Origin of the sequence: Halorussus aquaticus (assembly GCF_024218795.1) — an archaeon.
In the GTDB taxonomy this organism is placed as follows: domain Archaea; phylum Halobacteriota; class Halobacteria; order Halobacteriales; family Haladaptataceae; genus Halorussus; species Halorussus aquaticus.
This window is the reverse complement of record NZ_CP100400.1, coordinates 3537495-3559777: the sequence shown is the minus strand read 5'-3', so window position 1 is coordinate 3559777 and position 22283 is coordinate 3537495. Positions and strand designations below refer to the sequence as shown.

Genomic DNA, 22283 nt, shown 5'->3' with positions numbered 1-22283 from the left:
ACGAAACGGGGACTCCGCTGGACGCTTGCTCCGAGCGGGTCGGCGCTCGGTGCTGGATGGTAGACCTCCGATAGCGCTCTCGCTCGCGCCCGGCAAGCCGGGCGAAGGCGCGAGCGAGAGCGTGCATGTCGGAGTAGTCGGTGAAAACGAGAAAGCCACGGCTGGAGAGTCGTGGTGTCGGAAGAAGACGCCGAGTGAGCGCCTTCGAGCGGTAACCCTAGTCCAATAGGAGCTACCAATGTCGAGTAAGAACGCTAGCAGCAAGGTTGTTTCGGTCGATGAACAGGCATTCGAACAGACGGACGAGCAAGCGGTCGAGGAAGCCAACTTCGAGGTCGTCGATGAAACCCCGGAGTTCCGAGCGACGGTGCAGATGGAGACGCAGGGAAAGGTGGATGCGAACCACCCAGACGGAGTCGTCGAGACGAGCGACGAACGGATAGAAGGCGTGACCCTCAAACAAGAAGAGCGTATTAGAGCGCGCGAGGCTGAACTGGAGCGCATCAGCGCACAGGCCGAACTTGGAACGAAAGACGGTCGGGCGAAGCGAACGAGAATCAATGCGGCAAAGGGCAGCGCGAAACGTCGGAAGGAGTTCCAGAAACGAGCGGCGAGCGTGGACCCACTAGCGGACCCAGACCGGCCGGACCCGCGCGAGGAGCTGACTCAGGATGAACTGGCGAGCGTGAACGAGCAGACGAGACGGTTAGATGCGAAACTCGATGGTTGGTCGAGAGGCGCAATCAGTCGGCGGCTGGCCGAGCGAGTAGTCGAAGGGGCGAGTATCATGAGTGCGGTCGTCGGAGTGTACGAAGAGCTTCAGACGGGTCCGGGACAGGTGACCCCAATCGGAAAGGTTGAGGACGTGAACCGGAAGGAGGTGAGCATCGAGGGGCGTGTGACCCAATTGTGGGACGCAGATTCACCCGCGATTCAGCAGGTCGGGTTACTCGAGGACGAGAGTGGGCGAACCAAGGTGACTGTCTGGAGGAAATCAGACCAGCCGTGGCTGGAGGAAGGCGAGCGTGTCCAGATTCGCGGAGCGGCGCGGAACTGGTACGAGGGGCGTGTCTCGTTGGCCGTGACCGGGTGGTCGTCGATGTTCTTCCCTGAGCGTGGCCGGTGGTGGGAATAGCGCATTAGACGGTCTTCTTCTTTTTTGAGACCATCCACCCGACGCCCGCCGCCCCACCCTCCGCTCCGTGCTCACTTCGTTGCGCGCGCAGCCACGACCGTCTAAACAGAGGACAGTAGTCGGTCGTCAGTTCAGAAGCAACGTAGCGATGATCAGTCTATACGCTCAGCAGATATCCAAGGCCAATTAGGTCGTCGACTGAAGACGGTGTGCGTCACGGGAGAGTTTTATACACCCCACGAGGGGCGAGGGTGTCGAATCGGCGACATCCTCGAACAAGTTGTGATATCTATGGCGAGTAGTGCTATCTACGAGACGGCGTTCGACGAAGACGTACAGGACGAGAGTAACCAGTGTCCGGAGTGTGACGGATGGGTCACTACCAACGTAGCCGAGACCGTCTGCGAGGAGTGTGGACTCGTTCTCGAGGAGGAACGTATCGACCACGGGCCGGAGTGGCGGTCGTTTACTGACGACGAGCAGAACCGAGAGCGTACGGGTGCGCCGCTGACGGCGACGCACCACGATCGGGGCCTCTCGACGGAAATCGGGCGTGGGACCGACGCGAACGGGAACGAACTCTCCGGGCGAAAGCGCCGGCAACTCGGTCGACTCCGCCGGGAACAGTCCCGCGGGCGCTTCCAGTCGAAAGCCGAACGCAACCTCGCACACGGCTTCGGTGAAGTCCGTCGCATCAGTAGCGCGCTCGAACTCGCTGAGGCAATTCGTGACCAAGCGTGCCAACTCTTCCGGAGCGCCCAAAATGAAGACCTCCTTCAAGGCCGCTCAATCGAAGCGATGGCCGCGGCGAGTGTTCACGGTGTATGCCGGTGTAACGGTCTCTCGCGAACACTTGAAGAGATTACCGAGCCGGCTCGGGTCGAGCACGCCCGAGTGAGGACTGCGTATCAGACGCTGAATACGGAACTCGGCCTTCCCACCCAGCCGGTGAGGCCGAGTGGATTCATTCCACAGGTAGCCACAGAACTCAATATTCCCGAACAGATTCGGCATCGTGCCCGGCAATTAGCGGACCAAGCAGAATCAGTAGGTGTCGCTTCAGGCGCGGATCCGTCAGGATTCGCCGCGGCGTGCTTGTACAAAGCAGGCTGTGACGCTGGCCGCTTGATGGTCCAATCAGAAGTCGCACGGGCCGCGAGTGTCTCGACGGTGACCATCCGCACCCATCGGGATACATTAGACGAACTCGCTGTGTAAATGCACGTGTTTCCCTGGCACCGATTCCTTGGTTTCGAGACCGTCTCCGATGACGAGTGGAGCGGTCAGCCAATGTGGGAATGCGACATCTGCAGTACACCCCGATACGGACGAATCCCGAAGCAGACCAATAGACGGAATACCGAGGTCGGTCTTGTATAGAGCTTAACCAACAGACGGGGGTGTGTTAGCGTCTGTTGGTTAATTGTAGACAGATTTACGCCTCCCTCTCGATTGGATGGTTGGTTTGGGAGAGTGAATAGCGAACGAGCCACAGATTACTACGAATCAATGCCGAGGGTATTTGCTGTCCTCACAACAGACTAACTCTTGCATATATTTGAAGGATACAAAGATATATTGAGTTCGGCTGCGTAGAGCCAGCTATGACAGAGTTTGATCCAACCCCAGAATCCGAGGGTTCGCAACGGCGATGGCAGGAAGGAACAGACACGTTTGGCCGTATCTACGATGTTATCCTCGGGATTACGTCGCCGACGACGTATACCGAGATCGCAGAGCTTGCAAATTGCTCGTCGAACGCCGCGAAAAAGCACCTCGACCGTTTGACGGAGATGGGCATCGTCCGCGCAGACAGAGACAGTCGTCCGCCAAAGTACGAACGAAACGAGGGGTACCTCGAATGGCAGGACGCCAGCCGAATCGCAGACGAACTCACTCTCGAAGAGATAATCGACCGCGTGAAAGCACTCGAAGAACAGCGCGCTGAATACGAGTCCCAGTTTGGGACAACAGAGCCGGCAGACGTCTCTGTGTTCGACTACGACAATCATGAGACCATCCACGAACGGATGACAGCGGTCAGCGAGTGGCAGGGCGTGATTCGGGATATTCGGCTATACGAACTCGCTCGCCAACTCTCGCAGAACGATGGCCATCTGATTCCAGCCTAAATGAGTCAGCCACCAGAGGATTCAGTGCCTAACTCAACAGGGCCACCGGACCGACAGACGTTGCGCCTCCTAGAGCGACACCTCGCATCGGATTCGCTCGTCGACGAAACAGCATTCGACCCTGATTCGTACGAACCGCGTCTGCTCCAAGCACTCCTTGATACTGGACGATACCCAGACTCGGTGACAGCGGTTCGCCTCGACATCCGATGGTTTACGACTGGTGACTTCTCGATTCATTATGTCGAAGAACACGACGAGGCGGACCAGTGGGAGTGTCGCTGGGATCGCCATCCAAACACGCACAACACACGGTTGCACTTCCATCAGCCCCCATCTGCGACCGAGATTACCGATCTTGAACTTCCCTCACTCCATCCACTCGAAGTGTACTCAACCGTGCTTACGGCGATTGAGCAACGGCTTAAGAGCCTGTGGTCATCCGAATAGGTAACCACCATACCGCAGATATCGGGTTTGTTGGTTAACTGCAGGTCTGCCCCGACTTCGTCTCTGTTAAATAATCAATCTCAGCCGTAGTTTTTCTGCGCCGGCGATGAGTGCCGGCGCACCAGCCAGTAGCGCAGAATATAGTCGCGTGCGTCGGCGAACTGAAGTGAGAATTAATGCATATGGTCATTTACTCGCTAGTAGAGGAATCGACACGAGACGAAGCACTCGCGACTGGGAAGACGGTGTTCGACCAACTCGTCGGAGCTAGTTCACATTCAACGGCGGTGTTCGACTACTATGTGACATTCGATGAGTCAGGCATGTCAGTCGCTGGTAAAGCCCGGTGGGGTGACTTGCCAGTAGCAGCGCCCGTCGACTCCGACGATGGTCAGGAACTGCTGGAACGTGGGTGGGAGGCGACGAAGAGCGAGTTCAAGCGGAATCTCGATCGGGTACGGGATGCGATCGAGGAACTGAGCGACGAGGAGATCATGCGCGACAAAGGGCTTGCTCGGCATGCGTTCCACCAAGTAGGCGCGTACGATGGTCCCACCATCTTCCTGTACGACGAACACGGGAGCGGCATCCGGCATCGAGACCACCTCGACCGCATCCTCAACGAGAGCGAGAATCTCTGGATTGTCCCCGGTGACGTCCATTATTGAGCGCCCGAGCTAGCCAAGGACTGCAATGGACTGGACGAGATTTTGGGCTGAGATATCCGGACTAGACACGTGACCTCGTTGCCGATGCCGCGTATCAAATCGACCGTGTGGACGGAATTAGCTCGACGGTAGACTTCTCCGCGGTTCTCTGCACCTCGCTTATTCGTATTGAGGCTGTCGAATCTGCCCAAATCGAAGGCGCAGATGTCGCATGTCAGGACATCGAAGCGTCCCACACCCAACATCCCTCCGGCGAGACTGACGCGAGACTGACACTACAATCGAGAAAGACCTGAAAGAGGCCCTCAACTACGAGAGCGCACTTACATATGGCCTAGAGAAGATCGAGAGCGGGAGTTCGATCACGCTCTCACTCATCAAAGAACTTCACTCGATGCTCCTCGAAGACGTCCGTAACGACGGTGACGTCGTCGGTGACTTCCGTGACCATATGGTTCATTTAACGAGCCCACAGTCGGGACAACGTCCGTTCGTCCCACCAAGCCCAGACGGACTCGATGAACCATGCAGTCGCTTGAATCGTACATCCAGATGGGAGGACAATACCATCCGCTCATCGACGCCGCGATCATCCACTACTTCTTCGAGATAGTGTATCCATTCTCGGACGGCAACGGTCGCCTTGGCCGTCTCCTCATCATTCTCTACTTGGCGAGCGAAGGCTATCTGGAAAGTCCATACATTTACCCGAGTGCCTACTTCAATCGCCACAAAGTCGAGTACGTTGAACGGATGCGCGCGGTAAGCGAGGAAGGTGCGTGGGACGAGTGGCTCACGTTCTTCCTCGAAGGCTGCAAACGCAAGCCGAAACATCATACAATCGAACCCACGAGCTCCGTGACCTCCAACAGCGATACGAAAAGGAGTACCCAGGTAGTACGAGCACGGACGAATTCGCCCGTCAATTACTCCAGTACCCCTATTTCACTGCACCTGACCTCGTGGAGTATCTCGGTGTCTCACGACGGACTGCCTACAAAATCGTCGACAACCTCGAAGCAGATGGTCTCATCGAAGAAGTAACCGGGAAAGAGTACAAAGCAGTCGACGTATTCGACATTCTCAAGTGAATTCTTGGTTGGATAATACACTCGAATCTACTTCGAGATCCGCCAAGTGGTTCTTTCTGCGCCTGCAGGGGTGCAGGCGCATTCCGTTTCGTGCCTGTCTGAAAGACTATGAGTACGAAACGTTCTAATCTCGATATCCCAGAGCGCGAACTCGAACGACTACTTGCGAAGCACGCTGAAGCAGGAATCCCCGAACTGGTGCTTGTCGAAGTGCTTCGAGACTACGCTACGACCATCGAAACAGTAGGCTATATCCCGCGAACGTGGCGACCGAGCGAATACACCGGAAATGAGTCTTCCACGGGACGGAAGCGATGACCGCGACCTTTTTCCGCCGTACCTTGTTCGGGAGGCCGCAGGAACCTACCTTCGTCTACGAATGTCGACGATGTGGTACCACAGTTGACGCCCACGATGAGGAGTGTCCGTATTGTGGTCCAACAGATATCGTCGAGTACGAAATACCCTGAGGAGTCTCACCCGTTTCTGGCGACCTACTACGCGACGTTGAGTTTTTCTCCCCTGAGGGTTGCGGGGCCTCGTTCGGAAGTCCCGCAGGTGAACCGAAATGGGACATCGTGCATTGGTCGCATACGAACGGCCCGACGAGTTGTATAACCTCCATTATTCGCACAACGGTGGACTCCACCTTCGACTGAAACGAGAACTAACGTCACGTACACCCTTCGGGGGTAAGGAGACTAACTCCAGACAAGAATTGTTGACTGAGCTTCTCGAATCGACTGATAGCACAGACTCGATCGTCGAAGCGTTTCTCGGAGCAGACGATCGACCACAGACAGCAGTCGACGTGAAGCCGAAAACGACCCGACTGACGAAAGACGAAATCCTCACGGAGTATCTGAACTACGCTGACACCGAAGCCTTCTACGTTGTTTCGAGCGAGTTCGACGTAACAGCATACCGGGTTCACTGGTTTGGTCTTTACAATGTCGCCGATACCGCCGAAGCGAGTCCACTTTACGGATACGGTGCGCTTCGGACTGTTCGATGGTACGATGGCGAATCTGTTGGAGATGGCTTCGTGCAGGGCGAGTTTAAGACGCTGAAACGGATTACTGGCGACTTGCTCGACCGCGGCGTCTTCACCCACGAGGAGGCCGTTGAGTACCTGAAACAGAAACTCATCGCGTGGACAGACGAACGAACAGAACTCATTATTCGGACTTCCTCCGTGTCGCACTAACGGTTCTATCCACCTCTGATGGGCGAGAGGCCACAGAGAAATCGGGCCTCTTTGCAGTAAGCCATGTCTACGAATCCACTCGAAGAACTGGACGTGACGAATCGCATCCTCAAACGAGCGCAGTACGAAGCGATGGAATTCGCCCTCGCGCCTGATGGCGTTCAGGTTCGGAACGACAGTTACGCGAATCCGGACGAACACGAGTATCTCGTCGAAGTCGAGGACGAACTACCAATCTCGTGTACGTGTCCTGCCGATGAAACCTATAGTGGTGCGTGCAAACACCGAGTCGCCGTGGCGATTCGACGACCGATATTGGAAGTGGCGACCCAACAACAACTCATCGCAGACGGTGGCATTAGCGAACGGCAAGCCACGAAGCGTCGTAGCGAACGTGAGGAAGAGTCGCCAGACAATCCTGACTGTGACTGTGCAGACCTTTCGGGTGACTTCCCCTGTTGGGATTGTTACTACAATGGACGACGTGACCTCCCGGACGAGTAGTCCTTATCTCCTTCAAACTGGCTAGCCTCGAGCGGAAACAGAGCACTAACTGTGAAAGGAGTGTCCTCCCCTAGGGAGAACGCCACCTCGCTATCGGTCCTCTCGTAGTCGAGGTCCAATTACAACCATAAGTAGCGCTGTCTCTCCATTTGAGATCTTACTTTCAGTAGATTTACGCTGACACCGAAGTTGCGGAATATAGTCATCTCAGCTTCGAGCTTCGCTAACTTTCAGCGAAAAGCACCTACCGCGACCGGGACCTGAATAATTTCCTCTGTCTTTCAATGTGCAAGAGAAAATTTAAATAGAAATCTTGCGCGGACTCCTTCACGGACGAGTCGACTGGCCCAAAGCCCCAGCTAGTCCACATTCGGCTTAGCTTCTCTTGTCGGCTTGACCGTCTAGACCATGAACGTACTCGAATACTGGAAGGTAACTGTCGAAACGTACTACCAAACGCTGACCGACCGACACAGATCGAGGGGCCGGATACTCATGCTATCGTTCATCCTACTGAGTATTATCGCCGTCTATCCCGCAAGTGCCCAATCGCTGGGCGAATCGTTCTGTCAGAGTAATATGGCGGACACGATTCGGAACGGGTTTACTGTCCTGCAATTCGGCGGCCCTCTCGTCGGCGGCTTTCTCGCACTCGGCGCGACCGTCGCTATCCCGACAATTCGCCGAGCCGATATCAAGAAGGAACTGAAGACAATCCGAAATCAGGGATTCATTTGGGGGGTTATCGTCGCACCGCTGGCGACGCCGATTCTCCAGTTTGTCCTCAACAACATCGTCGCTGGAGGGGCGAGTTGCAGCTTCTAAGATCCGTTCTTGGAAGCCTCTGTGTCCTCACCCTCGTCGTCGGAGCGCCAGTCACGTCCACGACCAAACCTGTTGCACAGCCACCGCCTGACCCGGACCACGGCGTGAACAATTCGACTCACTATACGCTCTGGTCGAGGGACAGCGACGAGCGCGCGTCGAGCCAATCGAATCAGTGGTCCAGTCAATCGACAGAACCAATGGAGGAAGTAGCGAAGCGAACGGACGTTCCATACGAGTCGCCACCGAAAGCAGTCGAACGGTGGAACAGCGGCGATATCGACGACTTCCCGCAGACAACTGCCAACGAATCGATTCATCCGCCGAACGCGACGCTCACGAACGGAAGTTTCGTGAAGGATGCCTACGCCTCGGTGTTTGCCGTCCAACCCTCGACGCGCGTTCGACGGTCACCCACAGAGCAACCGCTCTACGTCGCTCCGAACGGCACGGTCCTCGGAACGATCGACTACCGAGTCGAACCCCCGGCCGACGAGACCTCGGACGATCAGAACGTGACTTGGACGGTAAGCGACCATCGGATTTCAGAGATACGCCTGAAAGTCGATGAGACCGTCGAGAATACGACCGCAGGCACACATACGCCCACTATCGAGTATTCCTCGATTGCAACGTATCCCGGCGAATCCCATACGGTGACGTTGGTCGCTGAAATCAGCGCCGCAGTACAGAAACGAACCAAGGCCTGCACTTCCCGAGCCGCCGATGGTGAGTGCCGAACGTGGAATGTAACCTCCGAACGTGCGGTCGAGACCGTTACTGTCCGTGACTCGATCAACGTGGTCGAGTACGACTTGTCGGTCTCCGGGTTCGAGACACGCTATCCCAATGGCGACCTCGGATTAGTCGTCTACAAGAACCATCCGTGGCGTGGCTATTCAATGTCAAACGGGAATGTACGTGGCGCCTGGCGGTTCTACTCGGCAAGAAACCCGGCGTGGGACACGCTTGTGACGAGTACTGAAAACGGGAAGGCAGTAACGCCGTCGTCACTACAACCGCTCCAAGTACATGCCTATCCAAGCGAGACGGGGCCAACGGCAGTTCCGAGACGGAGTGTACTGCTCCTCGACACCTACGGGACGAAAGAACGGCCGCCGTCGTTGCCGACTCCAGTACGGCTTCAAGTGGTCGAACAGCCGTACATGACCAGTTACGGTATTGCAACTCGGGCACGGACACCGACTCGAACGCTTTCAAACGTCACGGCGACTGGCCTCGTTCGTGGCGTCGATGCGGAAGTAACTGATTCGTCGTTCGCTGATATTCCGACCAATGAGAGTAACCTGACGATCAACGTCGTCAACCGAACGGAAAAGCAGGTCACAGTCTCGGTAACGCTCTCGGACCGAGCAATGGGCGACCCAATCAACACAACTGGCCGTACCGGCTACGTCGTCCTCGACGGAGAGCGCGTGAATACGTCCGAGAATGGAACCATCGTCAAAACCTTTGCTCGGCCGAGTGGTGGTATTTCGGCACGCTACGAGCCCGGCCACTGGTGGCGACACGCCACCGGCTACGTCGGCGATAGCGATAGTCTATACGTCCAGAGCGCCGGCCTCGATATCGCTTCGATACTGTACCGTATCGCCGTCTTCGCTTCTGTCTACCTCTTCGGCGTCTTCATCGTTAGTCGATTCACCGGCTGGAGACTCTGGCCACCGTGGAGAGGAATATGAGTAGGAAACAAGCAATTCTACAACGCTTCGTAGCGCAACTACGGAATCGAATCTCTGCCAGAACACTACGAGTAGCACCGTTGGCCGTCTTCGTGGGCCTGATAGTCGCCGTTCAACCTGCGCTTGCCCAAGACGGCGGTGGTGGCTCACTCGGTGACGTTATCGTCTGGGCGATCAAGGAAGCACTCCGAGTGCTATTCAGTCCAATCAAGGGCGTTATCCAACAGCACGCGGACGTCCTCGTGACAACGGTCGTCGAGACACCGCATCCCGAAACGGTGTTCAGTCGGCCCACGAATGGTCCGTGGCCGAAAATCTACGACTACTACTGGGATGCTATTATCCCCATCTCGCTGTTCCTGTACGCGCTTGCGCTCGGACTCGTGATCTTCCTCGAATCGACGAGCTACCTCTTCAGTAACTACCACCGGACGAAACTCAAGAAGCGAGCCTTCTCCGGGCTACTCGGACTGTTAGCTTGGTGGTGGGTCGATGCACTCGCCCGTCAACTACTGAGCGAGCTGACCGTCTTCTTGGTCCCCGACCTCTCGCAGGTGTCGTTGTTCCAGACGCTGTCGTTCAGTTCGATGGGAGCCCTCGGCGTCGTCCTTACCCTCAGTGCGGACTTCGGGCTGTTCGTCCTCTTGGCGCTCATCTATTTCCTGCGGCAGGTCGTCCTCTATCTGTTTACGCTTATGATGCCGCTGTTGATCGTATTCTGGATACCCGGTGTCGGGCCATTCACCATGGTCTCTCGATTGATGAAACGACTCGCAGGATTCTACGTCCCGTTCCTGTTCATGACGCTGCCAGTTGCGCTCCTGTTCCGCCTCGGAGAGCTTCTAGGGTCGAGCTTCGACCTCTCGATGGGCGGCGTCGGTGCATGGCTAACAGCCCTCGTCATCCCCATCGTCGCCGTCCTGTCGCCGTTCGTCCTCTTCTGGCAGGCCGGTGCAGTGTTCTTCATGGCCGACCGCATCGGCCGCCACGCATCTGCGCGACGAGCGACAGGACGAATAAAGACCGCCAGCGAGCAGAGCAAGACCGTCGCCCAGAGTGGCCGAAACTTCGCTCGCGGCGTACGTGATGACTCGCCTGTAAGACAGGACGGACAGACGATGTTCGGGTCGGGCAACTCGCGGGCACACGCCGTGGGTTCGAGGCTCAATTCCGCGGGAACGCAACTCCGAGATAGCCTCCAGACTGACGGCAGTGAATCCGGCAATACGTCGAACGTTGGTAGTACGCAGCGGTCTGGTTCCAGTAGCCGCGACGTAACCTTCGAGAATCTTCGTTCCGACGAGTCTCGTTCGAGTCGTTCACAGAGCCAACCTGACGACCGTCCTGAGAAGGACTCTAATTCGACTACTAGTTCCTCCAACCAATGAAACAACGTGACCCAACGAAACGGATTCCGAAATCGCTCGGTACAGACACGAAATTATTCGGGAGTTACACCCTGACGGACCTCTCAGTCGCACTCCTTCCCGGCGTCGTTGTCGTCCTCGTGATGCAGGTTGTTCTCCCACCGGGTCTTACCGTCGGCGGGTATCGCGTCCAGGGACTAACGTTGCCCGTCGCTGGGCTCGCAATCGCATTCGGTGGATTGTTCGTCTATCTCACGCCGGTCTACGCGTCCAGTCTCGACTGGCTAGCGACGTTCCTCGATTTCCATGCGAGTTCGACTGAACACGCTCACGAAGAAGCAAAGGAGTACACGCAGGTCGAACAGGTCCATCCCGAACGTGGTGCTATCGAACGGACGGACGGTGTCTTCGTCGGGATGGTGCAGGTGAGCCCGCCGACGATGGCCCTCGCAACTGACGCGGAGTGGGAGACGAAAGCCACCGCCTTCCGTGACTTTCTGAACACGACCATCGAGTTCCCAATCCAGATCTACTCGACGACCCAGACGTTCCCTGCAGACGAGTATCTGGACCGGTACAGAAGCCGATTCGATGACGAAGACGTGCAATCGAACCCACAGCTCGAAGCGCTCATCGAACACTACGTCGAGTGGTACGAGGCGGAACTCGACGAGCGTCAGATGACCATCCGTGATCACTACGTCATCGTTCCCGTCGCACCACAGGAGGTGCAGTTCGAACGCGAGAGTCTCACACAGAAATTCGCCGAGTTACCCTATCTGGGCCTCTTCGTGCAGGCTTGGTTCGCTCCCCGTCGCGCCGAGCAGCAAGAAGCGATGGTAGACACGCTAGACGAACGCTTACGACAGGTCCAGACAGGACTTCGAGAAATCGGCGGCTGTAACGCAGACCGAGTCGACGTGACCGAAGCGACTCAAATCATCGGAGAGTTCTGGGCAGGCGAGAACCTCGACTACGGTGATATGGAGTCCGTTCTGCGAACGAATCCGCTTATCCGGAGCAAGGCATGATTCGAGAGAAACTACCCTTCTGGAGTAGTAGCAAGGAGACGGAGAGCGAACAGGACGATAGTTCAGATAGTCCGACCGTCGCGCATGAAACCAATGCAGACGAACTAGCCACCGTTCCGGACATTCACCAGACTATCGTCACGCCGTCGAGTATCGACGAGCGGCCGAACGCAGTCCAGACCGGGACGGAGTGGACACAGACGCTCTGGGTTGGGGAGTATCCCGATGCGCCCACGGACGGCCTCTTCGAGTCGCTGTATTCGACGGCCGAAACACGCCAGACGGACATCTCACTCCATCTCGACCCACGCGATACGCGGGCCACCCTCGACTCACTCGAAAACCGAATCGAGGACCTCGAAGCTGACTACGAATACCTCTCCGAGAAACGCCGTGCCGGAGCGCGGGGTGTCAAGAAAGACCTCGAAGATTATCAGGAGATGTACGACGTCCTTCGGAACACGCCAACGAAGGCGTTCGACGTCTCGATGTATCTGGCCTCGCGTGGACCGTCCCAGAACGATCTCGGGACAGATGCCGTCACCAGCACGGCGCGACGTTCACCCGCGAACCTGACGCCCGTGACACCACGGTGGTCGCAGTTGGATACGCTCGTCTCTGGAAGCCCTGTCGGCGTCGACAAACTGAACGAGACTATGGACACGCAGACGCCGATGTTGAGCGGCGCGGTCGGCGCGATGTTCCCGTTCGTTTCCGGTGCGTTCGCCGAACCCGGCATCGAGTACGGAACGTACGCGCTCAACGAGAGTCCACTAATCTTCGACCGCTTCAACCGAGAGACCGGCTACTGCATGATGGTCATCGGGAAACTCGGCGCAGGCAAGTCCTTCTCGACGAAACTCCACCTCACTCGGCGGGCGATGTACGACGAGGACTCGGTCATCGTCATGCTCGACCCCTTGGCTGGCTTCGCTGGCGTGAACGACACCCTCGGCGGTGAGCGCGTGACTGTCGGCGGGACACGAGGGTTCAACCCCCTCGAACTGAAGACGACCCCTGATTCGGTACTTGCAGACGTGCCAGACTTGGACCCGTGGGGAGAACAGATTGCGTGGGTGCTCACGTTCTTCGAGACGTTCTTCGCCCACGTCGCCAACAACCCGCTCGGCGACCGCAAGCAGACGCTTCGGCGGACCGTTCAGGAGACCTACGAGCGACAGGGCATCACTCGTAACCCTGCGACGCATCACAAGGAATCGCCGACAGTACGGGACGTTATCTCCACCCTCGAAGACCTACTGGACGATCCCGAGGCGTTCGGGTATACCACTACAGGTGAACAGGATAGCGTCTGCGCTGATGCGCAATCGCTGCTGAAAGATCTCCGGCCATCGTTCCGACCTGACGGCGACCTCGCCAATCTCGCACGTCAGACCGAGTTCGACCTCGACTCGAAGGTCATCTATCTGGACCTCCATCAAGAGGAGGGAACCCGTGGTCGAACCGAGACGAGCCTAATGATGCAGGTTCTATTTAACGCGGTCTACGAGCGGGCCAAACAGACCGACAAGCGGGTCGTGTTCGTCATCGACGAAGCGCACTACTTGATGAACGACGCGACATCGCTGGAGTTCTTGGAGACAGCAGTCAGGCATAGTCGCCACTACGACCTCTCGATACAGTTCATCACCCAGACTGGCGGTGAGTTTGCACTGACGCCCGAGGCTCGGACAATTGCGAACCTCTGTTCGGTGACGCTCGTCCATCGCGTGAAGGAGGAAGCCGAGAAGCTTGCTGAGTGGTTCGACTTGAGCGAGCGTGAGGTGAACTGGGTGCGAACCGCAAAGGCCGGGAACGAAGACGACGGATTCTCCGAAGCGTTACTCGGTATCGACGAAGAAGGTTGGTTCCCACTCCGAGTTCGGGCGAGCGACTTCGAAGCAGACGTTATTGATTGTGGCGGTGATCGCGTGAGATAGTTTATAGAGGGGAGACACACCCCGCAACGAGTGCGTGGATGAGTAAATGCGGAGCGAAGTTCGCCAATGCATTAGAACAAAGGACGCTAATGGGACACCAAATTTCCCGAGTTCTGTGTCAGGTTTGTTACGGAAGTGATTGACCCCACACCATTTTTCCCGAGTTCTTGAGGAGTCGCTATATCCGTTGATCAGGTAGAGACCCACACCATTTTTCCCGAGTTCTGGTGAAGCATGTGACTCTAATAACTAAGTACACCCCACACCATTCTTCCGGAGTTCTTATCGTCTAATGAGTGGCATACGTGATCCTACACCGTTTTTCCTGAGTTCTATATTGTCTGGACCTGTGGAGTGGTTCTCTCGAGTTCGGCGATGGCCTATTCTTGATCCATCAAGCCCCACACCATTTTTCCCGAGTTCTCACCGACTACTCTCAGGCTAGTTGTTTCGGTCTACCTAGCAGTTCTCCTGAACTCGATCTATATCTTCTACCGACAATTATCTCATCTTGTCTGGTAGTTCTGTAGAACTCATCTCTGGAGGAAACTGCTGCAGTGTGCTACAGATCGAAGTCAGCATAGAATCTCAAGAAACTACGGAAAACAAATGAAATCATTTAAGATATCTTCGTCTGTTCCCTCAACTGTGACTACCTCCGAGTCGATATTCGAAGACGAGGTTGAACTTATCGAGAATGCAGAGGTACTCGAAGAAGATTACACTCCTGATGAGTTCGTCTGCAGAGATGAGGTTCTCGAAGATTATCTTGATGTTTACAAACCCATATATAAGGGCCGACCCCCCGAGAACGCGTTTCTGTACGGGGATACCGGCGTTGGCAAAACTGCAGCAACAAAATACCTGCTTAACAACCTTGAACGGGATCTCACCAGTAAAAACGAATCACTTCCGAAAGATGAACAACGAGAGTTGAACGTTATCTGGGTGAACTGCGAGAACTTCACGAAGACGGACGACACGACATCCTCCTATCAAATCGCAATCGGCATCGTGAACAAGTTCCGAGAGCCAGGTGACAAACTCTCGAATACGGGGTACGCGCCACGCGACGTCTACAGCATGATGTACGAGGAGTTCGATGCCCTCGGGGGGACGATTCTAGTGATCCTCGACGAAGTCGAGAAAATCGGGAGCGACCAGACGATACTGTACGATATCCCACGCGCACGTGATAGTGGCTACTTGACCGAGGCCCGCGTTGGCGTAATCGGCATCAGCAACGACTACGAGTTCCGGAAGAACCTCTCACCGAAGATCAAAGACAGTCTCTGCGAGACGGAGGTGTACTTCCCTCAGTACACCTCGCCCGAACTCCAAGAGATCGTCCGCACACGCGCCGAAAAAGCGCTCTCGTCGGGGGCGTACGACACGAACACCATCGCCCGGTGTGGGGCGAAAGCGTATCAGAATGCTCGCGGTAGTGCACGACGGGCGATCCGCCTGCTGAAGAAATCCGCGGAGATTGCCGAAAAGGAGGGGGTAGAACCCATCAGTGACGACCACATCGATCGGGCGCACGAAAAACTGCAGTACGATAATCTCGTCCAGAAGTTCACAGACCAGGACAATCAGAAGCTCTACATCCTGAAAGCGGTCGCGCATCTCACCGAACAGGGCAAGACGCCTGCTCGGACGAGCACGATTCACGGGGTCTACGAAGCGGTCGCCTACCACTACGGCGACAAACCGCTCACCCAGCGCGGGATGTTTAACCACCTCTCGAAGCTGGTGATGTTCGGATGGATCAATACGTACGAACACAACAAGGGGCGTGGTACCGGCCAGTGGAACGAACACGAGTTTAGTGACGACGTCAAACCGGACAAGGTACAGGAAGCGTTCACGCACCTCGGCCGGGAGTGGCTTGCTGTCGACGTGACCGACTGTGAGTGAGCTTTGCGGCGTGAGTTCTCCCACTACCGTTCTGAGCTCTTTGAGGCGGGGGACGTCACCCCCATACTTTTTGAGAACTCAAGAAAAATGGTGTGGGGTCCTAACCTCGAACTCTCCGACGGATTGGATCTAGATGCTCCATAGCAGGAATTCCTCGGCAATCGTGTCATTCGTCTGAAAAATACTTGATTTGATTCTTCGAGACGGCCGTATGTCGACGATTCTGTGCCATAGTTCATGATTATAGAATGTGCCACGAATCTCGTTTCCGTTAGCCGCGCGGTAGCTTCGGTGGACTTTTCGATGCTAAAACAGCCCCCGAACCGCCTAAGCTGGGGTCAATCTGGGACAAGAAGCTACACCTCGCGGCCTGTGCTGAATTGGCGTACACCCTCGCATATGGAGCGGTCGACTGGCAGCACCGTCCACGGCAGCGGGTCGATGGTGTGCTCGCTATAGCAGTGATATTCGGACTGACGATCAAACTGGTACAGGGCACGCTTCCGATGCGCTACTACGGTGTCGGTGACCTCGTGGCGAACTGTATCGGTGCGAGTCTCGTCGCACCATGGTTTTTCGTCGAATCGAAATACGAGTACGAGGAACTACGTGATTTAATATGCGTATCGCCGCTGTAGACGCGTATGTAGTGGTTCAACGGTGACTGAATCAGCAGTAGAGACTCTTCGTGACAACTCTTAGCCAGCGAGTGTCGTAGGGTTTATGCGCCAGTCACGTTATCTCGCCACCATGACTGACGTACGCGAGGCGACCGACGATCTCCTTGCGGAGAAACCTGCCCTCGAATCGGACCTCCGCGAAGTCCTCGCAGTAGATGAACGTACAGACAACTGGACCTTCGACGAGGTTCCACTCGACTCGGGGACGTTCGGCGAACTGGTCTCCCGCGACATCGTCGTCAAGGACGGCGACGAGTACGAGATCGCCGACCCAGACGCAGTGCGAGCGAGCCTCGACGGCGAGGAGACCGACTCCGAGTCGGATCTCGGTGAGGGGCCGTCGCTCCCCTCCGTGTCGCTCCCCTCCGTGTCCCGCGTTGAAGCAGGTGCACTTGCCGGCGCGCTGGCGTTCGTCGCCCTCATGCGAGCGTACGTGTTCCCCAGCGTCTTCCGCGGCGAGTACGTGGTCCTCCCCTCGAACGACCCGTACTACTACCGCTACTGGGTCGAACGTCTCGCCGCCGAAGCGACCGGCGTCTTCGACTTCAGCGTCCTCTCTGGGCTCCCCGCCGAAGTCGCGAAGGGCGAACCCCTGATGGTCGCGACGTTGTGGTGGCTGACCAACCTGCTCGGCGGGGCCGACGCCGCGGGGTGGGTGCTGGCGTTGTACCCCGTCGTCTCGGCGCTCGTCGTCGCCGCGCTCACCTACGCGCTGGTGGTCCGACTGACCGGCGACCGACGGGTCGCGCTCGCCGCCGTGGTGCTGCTGGCGGTGATTCCGGCGTTCGCCTACCGGACGGGGCTGGGCTTCGCCGACCACCACGCGTTCGACTACCCGTGGCTGGTGCTGACCGCGCTCTCGCTGGTCTGGCTGGCCGACGTGGTCCGCGAAGACCTCTCGGACACGCGGCGGTGGCTCGCGGCGGGCGTCCTCGGCGTCGCAGTGGCCGGGCAGGTGCTGGCGTGGGACGCAAGTCCCATCATCATCGGTGCTCTCGGCGTCTACGTGGCGGTTCGGGTCGCCGCGGACGTGCGGGACGACCGATCGCCGCTGGTGGCGAGCGCGCCGATACTGGCCGGGTTAGCGCTCGCGTCGGTACTCTCGCATCTCGCCCACGCGGGCTTCGGGTGGCACACCGACATGGTCGCCTACTCCCCGGCGCTGATGCTGGTCGGCGTACTGGTCGTGTCGCTGTTCGGTGAAGCCGTTCGCCAGATGGACATGCCCGGGTTCGTCCTCGGGACCGGGGAAGTTGCCGGGGCGCTGACCGGTCTCGTCCTGCTCCAGACGTTCCTGCCCGCGTACGCATCGAAGTTGAGCGGTCGGGTGAGTTTCCTGCTGTTCAAGTCCGGGCCGGCCGAGACCCAGTCGATGTTCGCCGGCGGGCCGTCGGGGGTCCTCGTCGGACCAATACTCGAACTCGGCTTCGCGTGGATACTGGCGGTTCCGATGCTGGTGCTGGCGAGCTGGCGCGCCTACCGACGACAGCGCCGGGGGTGGCTCGTCGTCTGCACGTACGGCTGGTATTTCCTCGTGCTGGCGACGTTCCAGCGCCGGTTCGTCGGCGAACTCACGCCGTTCGCCGCGGTACTAGCCGGATACGGCTTCGTCGCGTTCGTGGCGAAACTCGACCTAACGTCGTCGCCAGTGTTGGACGCACGGACCGACGCTGGGGGGCGATCCGAGACAACGCCGTCGCTCGAACTCCCCGACAGAGGAACGGTCACGGCCCTCGTTGTCCTGCTGTTGCTGGTCTCTAGCGCAGGCACTGTCCAGACTGCGGTCCGCCATGAGCAGGTTAAGATAGTCGACGACAAGTTCCGGTCGTCGGTGGCGATGGACGCATATTCCGAGCAGCAAGAACTGGAGTATCCCGACAACTACGTGCTGACAAAGTGGGGGCGCAACCGGATGTACAACTACTTCGTGAACGGCGAGGCGAAGTCATATCGATTCGCCGAGAGACATTATGAGCCATTTCTAGAGTCGCGGTCTCCGAAGGCCCAGTACCAGAAACTCCGGGACAAGGTCGGATTTGTCGTCACGACCGACCTCGACGTACCTCGGGTTCCGAAGGACTCCAACTACGCCCGACTCCACCAGCGGCGCGGGAGTGCCGGCCGCGGCGCCAGTGGATCCGGCCACTACCGGATGATGTACGAGAACAACGACGGGTCGGTGAAGGCGTTCGCGCTGGTGCCGGGAGCGAGAGTCTACGGGAACGCGACGTCAGGCCAGACGGTGACGATATCGAAGCAGGTTGAAGTCGACGGGAAGTCGTTCACGTACCGTCGAAAGGTCGAATCCAACCCGTACGGCGTGTTCAGCACGACTGTTCCGTACGCCGGCGCGTACTCCGTCGAAGGTGCAACGATGACGGTCCCGAAAGACGCGCCCGAAACCGGCGGGAACGTGAAGTGGCACGACCGAACTGGGGTTGCCCACTGGCCGTTTGAGAAGGTCAGTGACGGGACTGCTTACGACGCGGTCGGTGGCCATTCCGCAACCCTTCGTGGTTCGGTTGACACTGTAAAGGGGCCAAACGGCCGAGCGATTTCGTTCGACGGGAAGAATGCTTCCGCCACCGCTAACCTCAGCGCCCCCTCGCGGTTCACGGTGAGCATGTGGGTCAAGTCTACGCGGTCTGGCTCCACGAAGGACCGGGAGTATCAGCTCCTCCTCAAGAGTAAGAACGGTAACTTCGTGGCGCTCTCGCCCTATGGTGTGGTTTCAGTCCGCGTGCCTGGAGTCGCAACGTCGAATGTCAGGGCGGGCAGAGTTCCATCGGGGACGTGGACTTATCTGGCCGTGGCATACAACGGGACACACCAGAATATCTATGTGAACGGCCAGCTGCCGCACGCAACGAATCGGAAATGGAATAGTCGACTGGGGCGGGCAACTGCGGTTCGGAAACGACTACCGTGTCAGGAACGCACACGCTTTTGAGGGCGCAATCGATGAGGTCCGGATTGATGGTCGTGCGCTGTCGCCCGGCGAAGTCCAGCAACGGTACGAAGCACAGAACGCGACTAGAGGGTAGTTGCGACGCTCACCACGTTAGCCCTTCGTAGGTAATTCCGTCTCGGTGTTCGATTACGCGTCGGCCGTCCACGACGACTGGTATGGCCATTGCGTCGAACTCTGAGTCGAGCGCCGCGAATTCGTCTCGGTCGGTGCGACGAGTGCTCCGTGGGCGCTGTCGAGTGCCGCCAAGGCAGAGAAAGCATACTTGATGTCGGGGAGGCGCTCTCGGATGTTATCGGCGGCCACGGGGTCGTAGGCCACGACCTCGGTGTGAGAAAGTCGTTGTTGACGTACTTCATCATCTCGGCCTCTCGAATCCCGGTCTCGACGATAGAAGCCTCATAGTCGATGATAGGTAGGTCGAAGATTTCTTGGAGGTGTTTGCGGACGAATGCAGTTCTAGTGCCAAGGACGACCTTATTCGGACTCTGGAAGTCCCAGGCAGCGCTCACTTCGCTTAGGAACTTGGGATTCATCGCGACGTGAAGGTCGTCGTCGAGCGTCTTCCCTGAGATGTCAGCGAGTAGTGTAGCGGCAGTCTCTTTGGTGGTTTCGCGAACTACCGTAAATTTGACTACCACGAGATGCGAGTCGTCTTTCGACATAAATGCCTCGCCGAGCGACCGGACGCCTGCCTTCAGAAAATTAAGATCGATACTGCCATCCTCTAAGAGGGAGTGGGGAGGGCGAGGAACGTCACTTCGTATTGTAGACTGCGGCGTAGTAGGTAGTTGCCCGTAGGTAGTCACCGCCATATTCGGCAATAAGTCATTTAGCCCCGGTTCGTATATCGGTGCCTCTTCATCGTTGATCGGCGTGATGATGTCATCGTTTACGTCAATTCTTATGACTTTGTGACTGTAATCCGCAAAACAGTCTGCGACTGTGGTACCGACGTAGCTACTGCCGACGATACTGACATTCATTACGCTGTACGTCACGGTTGCATCGCTTCAACGTTTTTTCTCTGGTGTCATTGCAAGCCATTATACGTGGGGTTTGAGGGGGTCAGATGAGCGCAAACGCCCTCAGCCCCCTATGAAAATAAATTCACCGATATTTTCTATCAATAGGATAAATCCAGCCACACTGATTATGGTGATAAAATGATGATAAAATATCTATGAAACTGATGGTAGTAGAGATTTGAGCTAGAGCGGCGAAGAGACCTCAACTTCCGTTTTGGAAATGGGGGCGAAGGGGGCGCCCACGGGCTACCTTACGGGATGGGCGTCAAAATTAATTACGGAGAGTACTTTATTTTATCCTATATAACATTGAATCCATATGCGAGTTTATCTTTGGAAATCGAACCGTATACCAATGGTTTAAATAGTAGGTTCACGGTCTCACTGCTCGGCTACAATCTAATCCCGATAATATAGTTTCCGGACTCTAATATTATCCATAATACAAGCAAGAGGCTTTGCGTGAGGATAGCCATTCCTGAGACTGGTGACGCCCACGGCGGCAACGCATACAGTGTCGCGTTCAAAATCAGTGACGGAACCACGGACTTAACGTGGTAGTTCGCAACTGCCAGTCCTTTGTTGAGCGATGTCGGGGTCCGAGACGTGAGGCCGACCGATGAGGCCGATGGCCCTGCAGAAGATTCTGCTGGCGCCGATAATCGTTCTACGTCATACGGGCCTGGGTAGTCAATACTCCAGACAATCTCGCCCTGTTGGTTGACTTCAAGGAGCCTGTCCCCATTCGTATCCGCAATGAGAGTATGGCCATTCGGCAGGCGGTCAGCATCTCTGGGCCACTGCATTCGGGTATCATGCCAACGCCATGATTCCTGCCAGTTCCCGTTTTTTCGCTGATATTCAATGACACGGCCGTTTTCGGAATCTGCAACTAGAATGGCTGGACCGCCTTTGCTTGCCGGAATGAAGTCGGGGTTGTGTTGCTCGTATAGAATGCTATAGTTATCTTCCTCACCTAGCGTCCAGTTCCGTAAGACACCATTTTGGCGGTTGATAAAGACAACGCGGTCATGATTACGGAGACTCGCCATGAATGTTGTCTTATTCACCATCTCTACGTCGTTAAGGTGCGTCCAGTCCTCACCGTATGTACCGCCCGATGACTTCGGATATTTTCCTTCAGCGTCCCACTCCCACGTCCGATTACCGCTTGATGTATTAACGATGTATATACTATCATCCATAATGTCGGCAAACAGGAAATGAGTCTCGTTGATGCGGTCCACGTCGTGAAAACTCCCAGAGGGGTGATATGGATGCACCACGGAGTAAAGTCTGCGGGAGTCACCGGTCGTTATATTTACCTTCTGGATTGCGACTAGCGTGCATTTGTCAGCGCTACACTGACTGCCCGTGTAGGAATGGTCTTTGCCGACGTACGTAATAGACTGGTTGCCGCGGTGTGCGCGGTCGATATCGGCGACGGCTGAGTACGACCGGTTATAGTACATAACGCTCCCGTTAGGAGCGAACGCAATGATGCGTCCACGACCGTAGTAGTCGCTCGCAGCGACTGTGATACCGTTGGTAGACGGTGCATCGTAATTAAGAATTCCACTGCGGTTCATACGCGAAATGTCGTCGCTGGACTCTATCCACGCGTGCGCAGTTGGCGC

General features: G+C 56.7%; 17 protein-coding genes and 3 pseudogenes. 18 read left to right on the top strand and 2 right to left on the bottom strand.

Annotation, left to right across the window (positions count from 1 at the left end; all coding sequences use genetic code 11):
- Positions 1 to 238: 238 nt before the first annotated feature.
- The 18 genes and pseudogenes from NGM06_RS18305 to NGM06_RS18235 all read left to right on the top strand — a co-directional run bounded on the left by NGM06_RS18305 (position 239) and on the right by NGM06_RS18235 (position 20023).
- Positions 239 to 1135, top strand: a complete 897-nt coding sequence (locus NGM06_RS18305) for an OB-fold nucleic acid binding domain-containing protein (protein ID WP_254268331.1) — start codon at positions 239 to 241, stop codon at positions 1133 to 1135.
- Between the two features lie 291 nt (positions 1136 to 1426).
- Complete coding sequence (locus NGM06_RS18300) at positions 1427 to 2353, top strand: transcription initiation factor IIB (RefSeq protein ID WP_254270056.1); 927 nt, start codon at positions 1427 to 1429, stop codon at positions 2351 to 2353.
- A 386-nt stretch (positions 2354 to 2739) separates the two neighbouring features.
- Positions 2740 to 3267: a winged helix-turn-helix domain-containing protein gene (locus NGM06_RS18295; protein ID WP_254268330.1), complete on the top strand. Its 528-nt coding sequence runs from the start codon at positions 2740 to 2742 to the stop codon at positions 3265 to 3267.
- On the top strand, positions 3268 to 3717 hold the full coding sequence (locus NGM06_RS24350; RefSeq protein WP_368410457.1) for a toxin-antitoxin system TumE family protein: 450 nt from the start codon (positions 3268 to 3270) through the stop codon (positions 3715 to 3717). It begins immediately after the preceding gene.
- A 176-nt stretch (positions 3718 to 3893) separates the two neighbouring features.
- Positions 3894 to 4385, top strand: coding sequence for a DUF7995 family protein (locus tag NGM06_RS18290; protein ID WP_254268329.1), 492 nt, complete (start codon positions 3894 to 3896; stop codon positions 4383 to 4385).
- An 86-nt stretch (positions 4386 to 4471) separates the two neighbouring features.
- Positions 4472 to 4681, top strand: a pseudogene (locus NGM06_RS24345) (Fic/DOC family N-terminal domain-containing protein); the annotation flags it as partial.
- Between the two features lie 229 nt (positions 4682 to 4910).
- Positions 4911 to 4997: pseudogene (locus tag NGM06_RS24340) on the top strand (hypothetical protein); the annotation flags it as partial.
- 167 nt (positions 4998 to 5164) lie between these two features.
- Complete coding sequence (locus NGM06_RS24335; RefSeq protein WP_368410499.1) at positions 5165 to 5476, top strand: helix-turn-helix domain-containing protein; 312 nt, start codon at positions 5165 to 5167, stop codon at positions 5474 to 5476.
- 568 nt (positions 5477 to 6044) lie between these two features.
- Positions 6045 to 6683: a DUF6735 family protein gene (locus NGM06_RS18280; RefSeq protein WP_368410456.1), complete on the top strand. Its 639-nt coding sequence runs from the start codon at positions 6045 to 6047 to the stop codon at positions 6681 to 6683.
- 63 nt (positions 6684 to 6746) lie between these two features.
- Positions 6747 to 7187: an SWIM zinc finger family protein gene (locus tag NGM06_RS18275; RefSeq protein ID WP_368410455.1), complete on the top strand. Its 441-nt coding sequence runs from the start codon at positions 6747 to 6749 to the stop codon at positions 7185 to 7187.
- Positions 7188 to 7595: 408 nt separating this feature from the next.
- Positions 7596 to 8012 carry a hypothetical protein gene (locus NGM06_RS18270; protein ID WP_254268326.1) on the top strand — a complete coding sequence of 139 codons (417 nt, stop codon included), beginning with the start codon at positions 7596 to 7598 and terminating at the stop codon, positions 8010 to 8012.
- A 200-nt stretch (positions 8013 to 8212) separates the two neighbouring features.
- On the top strand, positions 8213 to 9715 hold the full coding sequence (locus tag NGM06_RS18265; RefSeq protein WP_254268325.1) for a DUF8186 domain-containing protein: 1503 nt from the start codon (positions 8213 to 8215) through the stop codon (positions 9713 to 9715).
- Positions 9716 to 9795: 80 nt separating this feature from the next.
- Positions 9796 to 11103: a TrbL/VirB6 family protein gene (locus tag NGM06_RS18260; RefSeq protein ID WP_254268324.1), complete on the top strand. Its 1308-nt coding sequence runs from the start codon at positions 9796 to 9798 to the stop codon at positions 11101 to 11103.
- On the top strand, positions 11100 to 12113 hold the full coding sequence (locus tag NGM06_RS18255; protein ID WP_254268323.1) for a TraC-like domain-containing protein: 1014 nt from the start codon (positions 11100 to 11102) through the stop codon (positions 12111 to 12113). Before NGM06_RS18260 ends, NGM06_RS18255 begins: the two co-directional genes overlap by 4 nt.
- Positions 12110 to 14053 carry a VirB4 family type IV secretion system protein gene (locus NGM06_RS18250; RefSeq protein ID WP_254268322.1) on the top strand — a complete coding sequence of 648 codons (1944 nt, stop codon included), beginning with the start codon at positions 12110 to 12112 and terminating at the stop codon, positions 14051 to 14053. The genes NGM06_RS18255 and NGM06_RS18250 overlap by 4 nt, the downstream gene beginning before the upstream one ends.
- Before the next feature lie 648 nt (positions 14054 to 14701).
- Complete coding sequence (locus tag NGM06_RS18245) at positions 14702 to 15970, top strand: Cdc6/Cdc18 family protein (RefSeq protein WP_254268321.1); 1269 nt, start codon at positions 14702 to 14704, stop codon at positions 15968 to 15970.
- A 750-nt stretch (positions 15971 to 16720) separates the two neighbouring features.
- Positions 16721 to 19600: a LamG-like jellyroll fold domain-containing protein gene (locus NGM06_RS18240; RefSeq protein WP_254268320.1), complete on the top strand. Its 2880-nt coding sequence runs from the start codon at positions 16721 to 16723 to the stop codon at positions 19598 to 19600.
- Between the two features lie 243 nt (positions 19601 to 19843).
- Positions 19844 to 20023 carry a hypothetical protein gene (locus tag NGM06_RS18235; RefSeq protein ID WP_254270076.1) on the top strand — a complete coding sequence of 60 codons (180 nt, stop codon included), beginning with the start codon at positions 19844 to 19846 and terminating at the stop codon, positions 20021 to 20023.
- Positions 20024 to 20100: 77 nt separating this feature from the next.
- Here NGM06_RS18235 and NGM06_RS18230 read toward each other — a convergent pair.
- Positions 20101 to 20604: pseudogene (locus NGM06_RS18230) on the bottom strand (UDP-glucose/GDP-mannose dehydrogenase family protein); the annotation flags it as partial.
- 434 nt (positions 20605 to 21038) lie between these two features.
- On the bottom strand, positions 21039 to 22235 hold the full coding sequence (locus NGM06_RS18225) for an aryl-sulfate sulfotransferase (protein WP_254268319.1): 1197 nt from the start codon (positions 22233 to 22235) through the stop codon (positions 21039 to 21041).
- Positions 22236 to 22283: the final 48 nt, after the last annotated feature.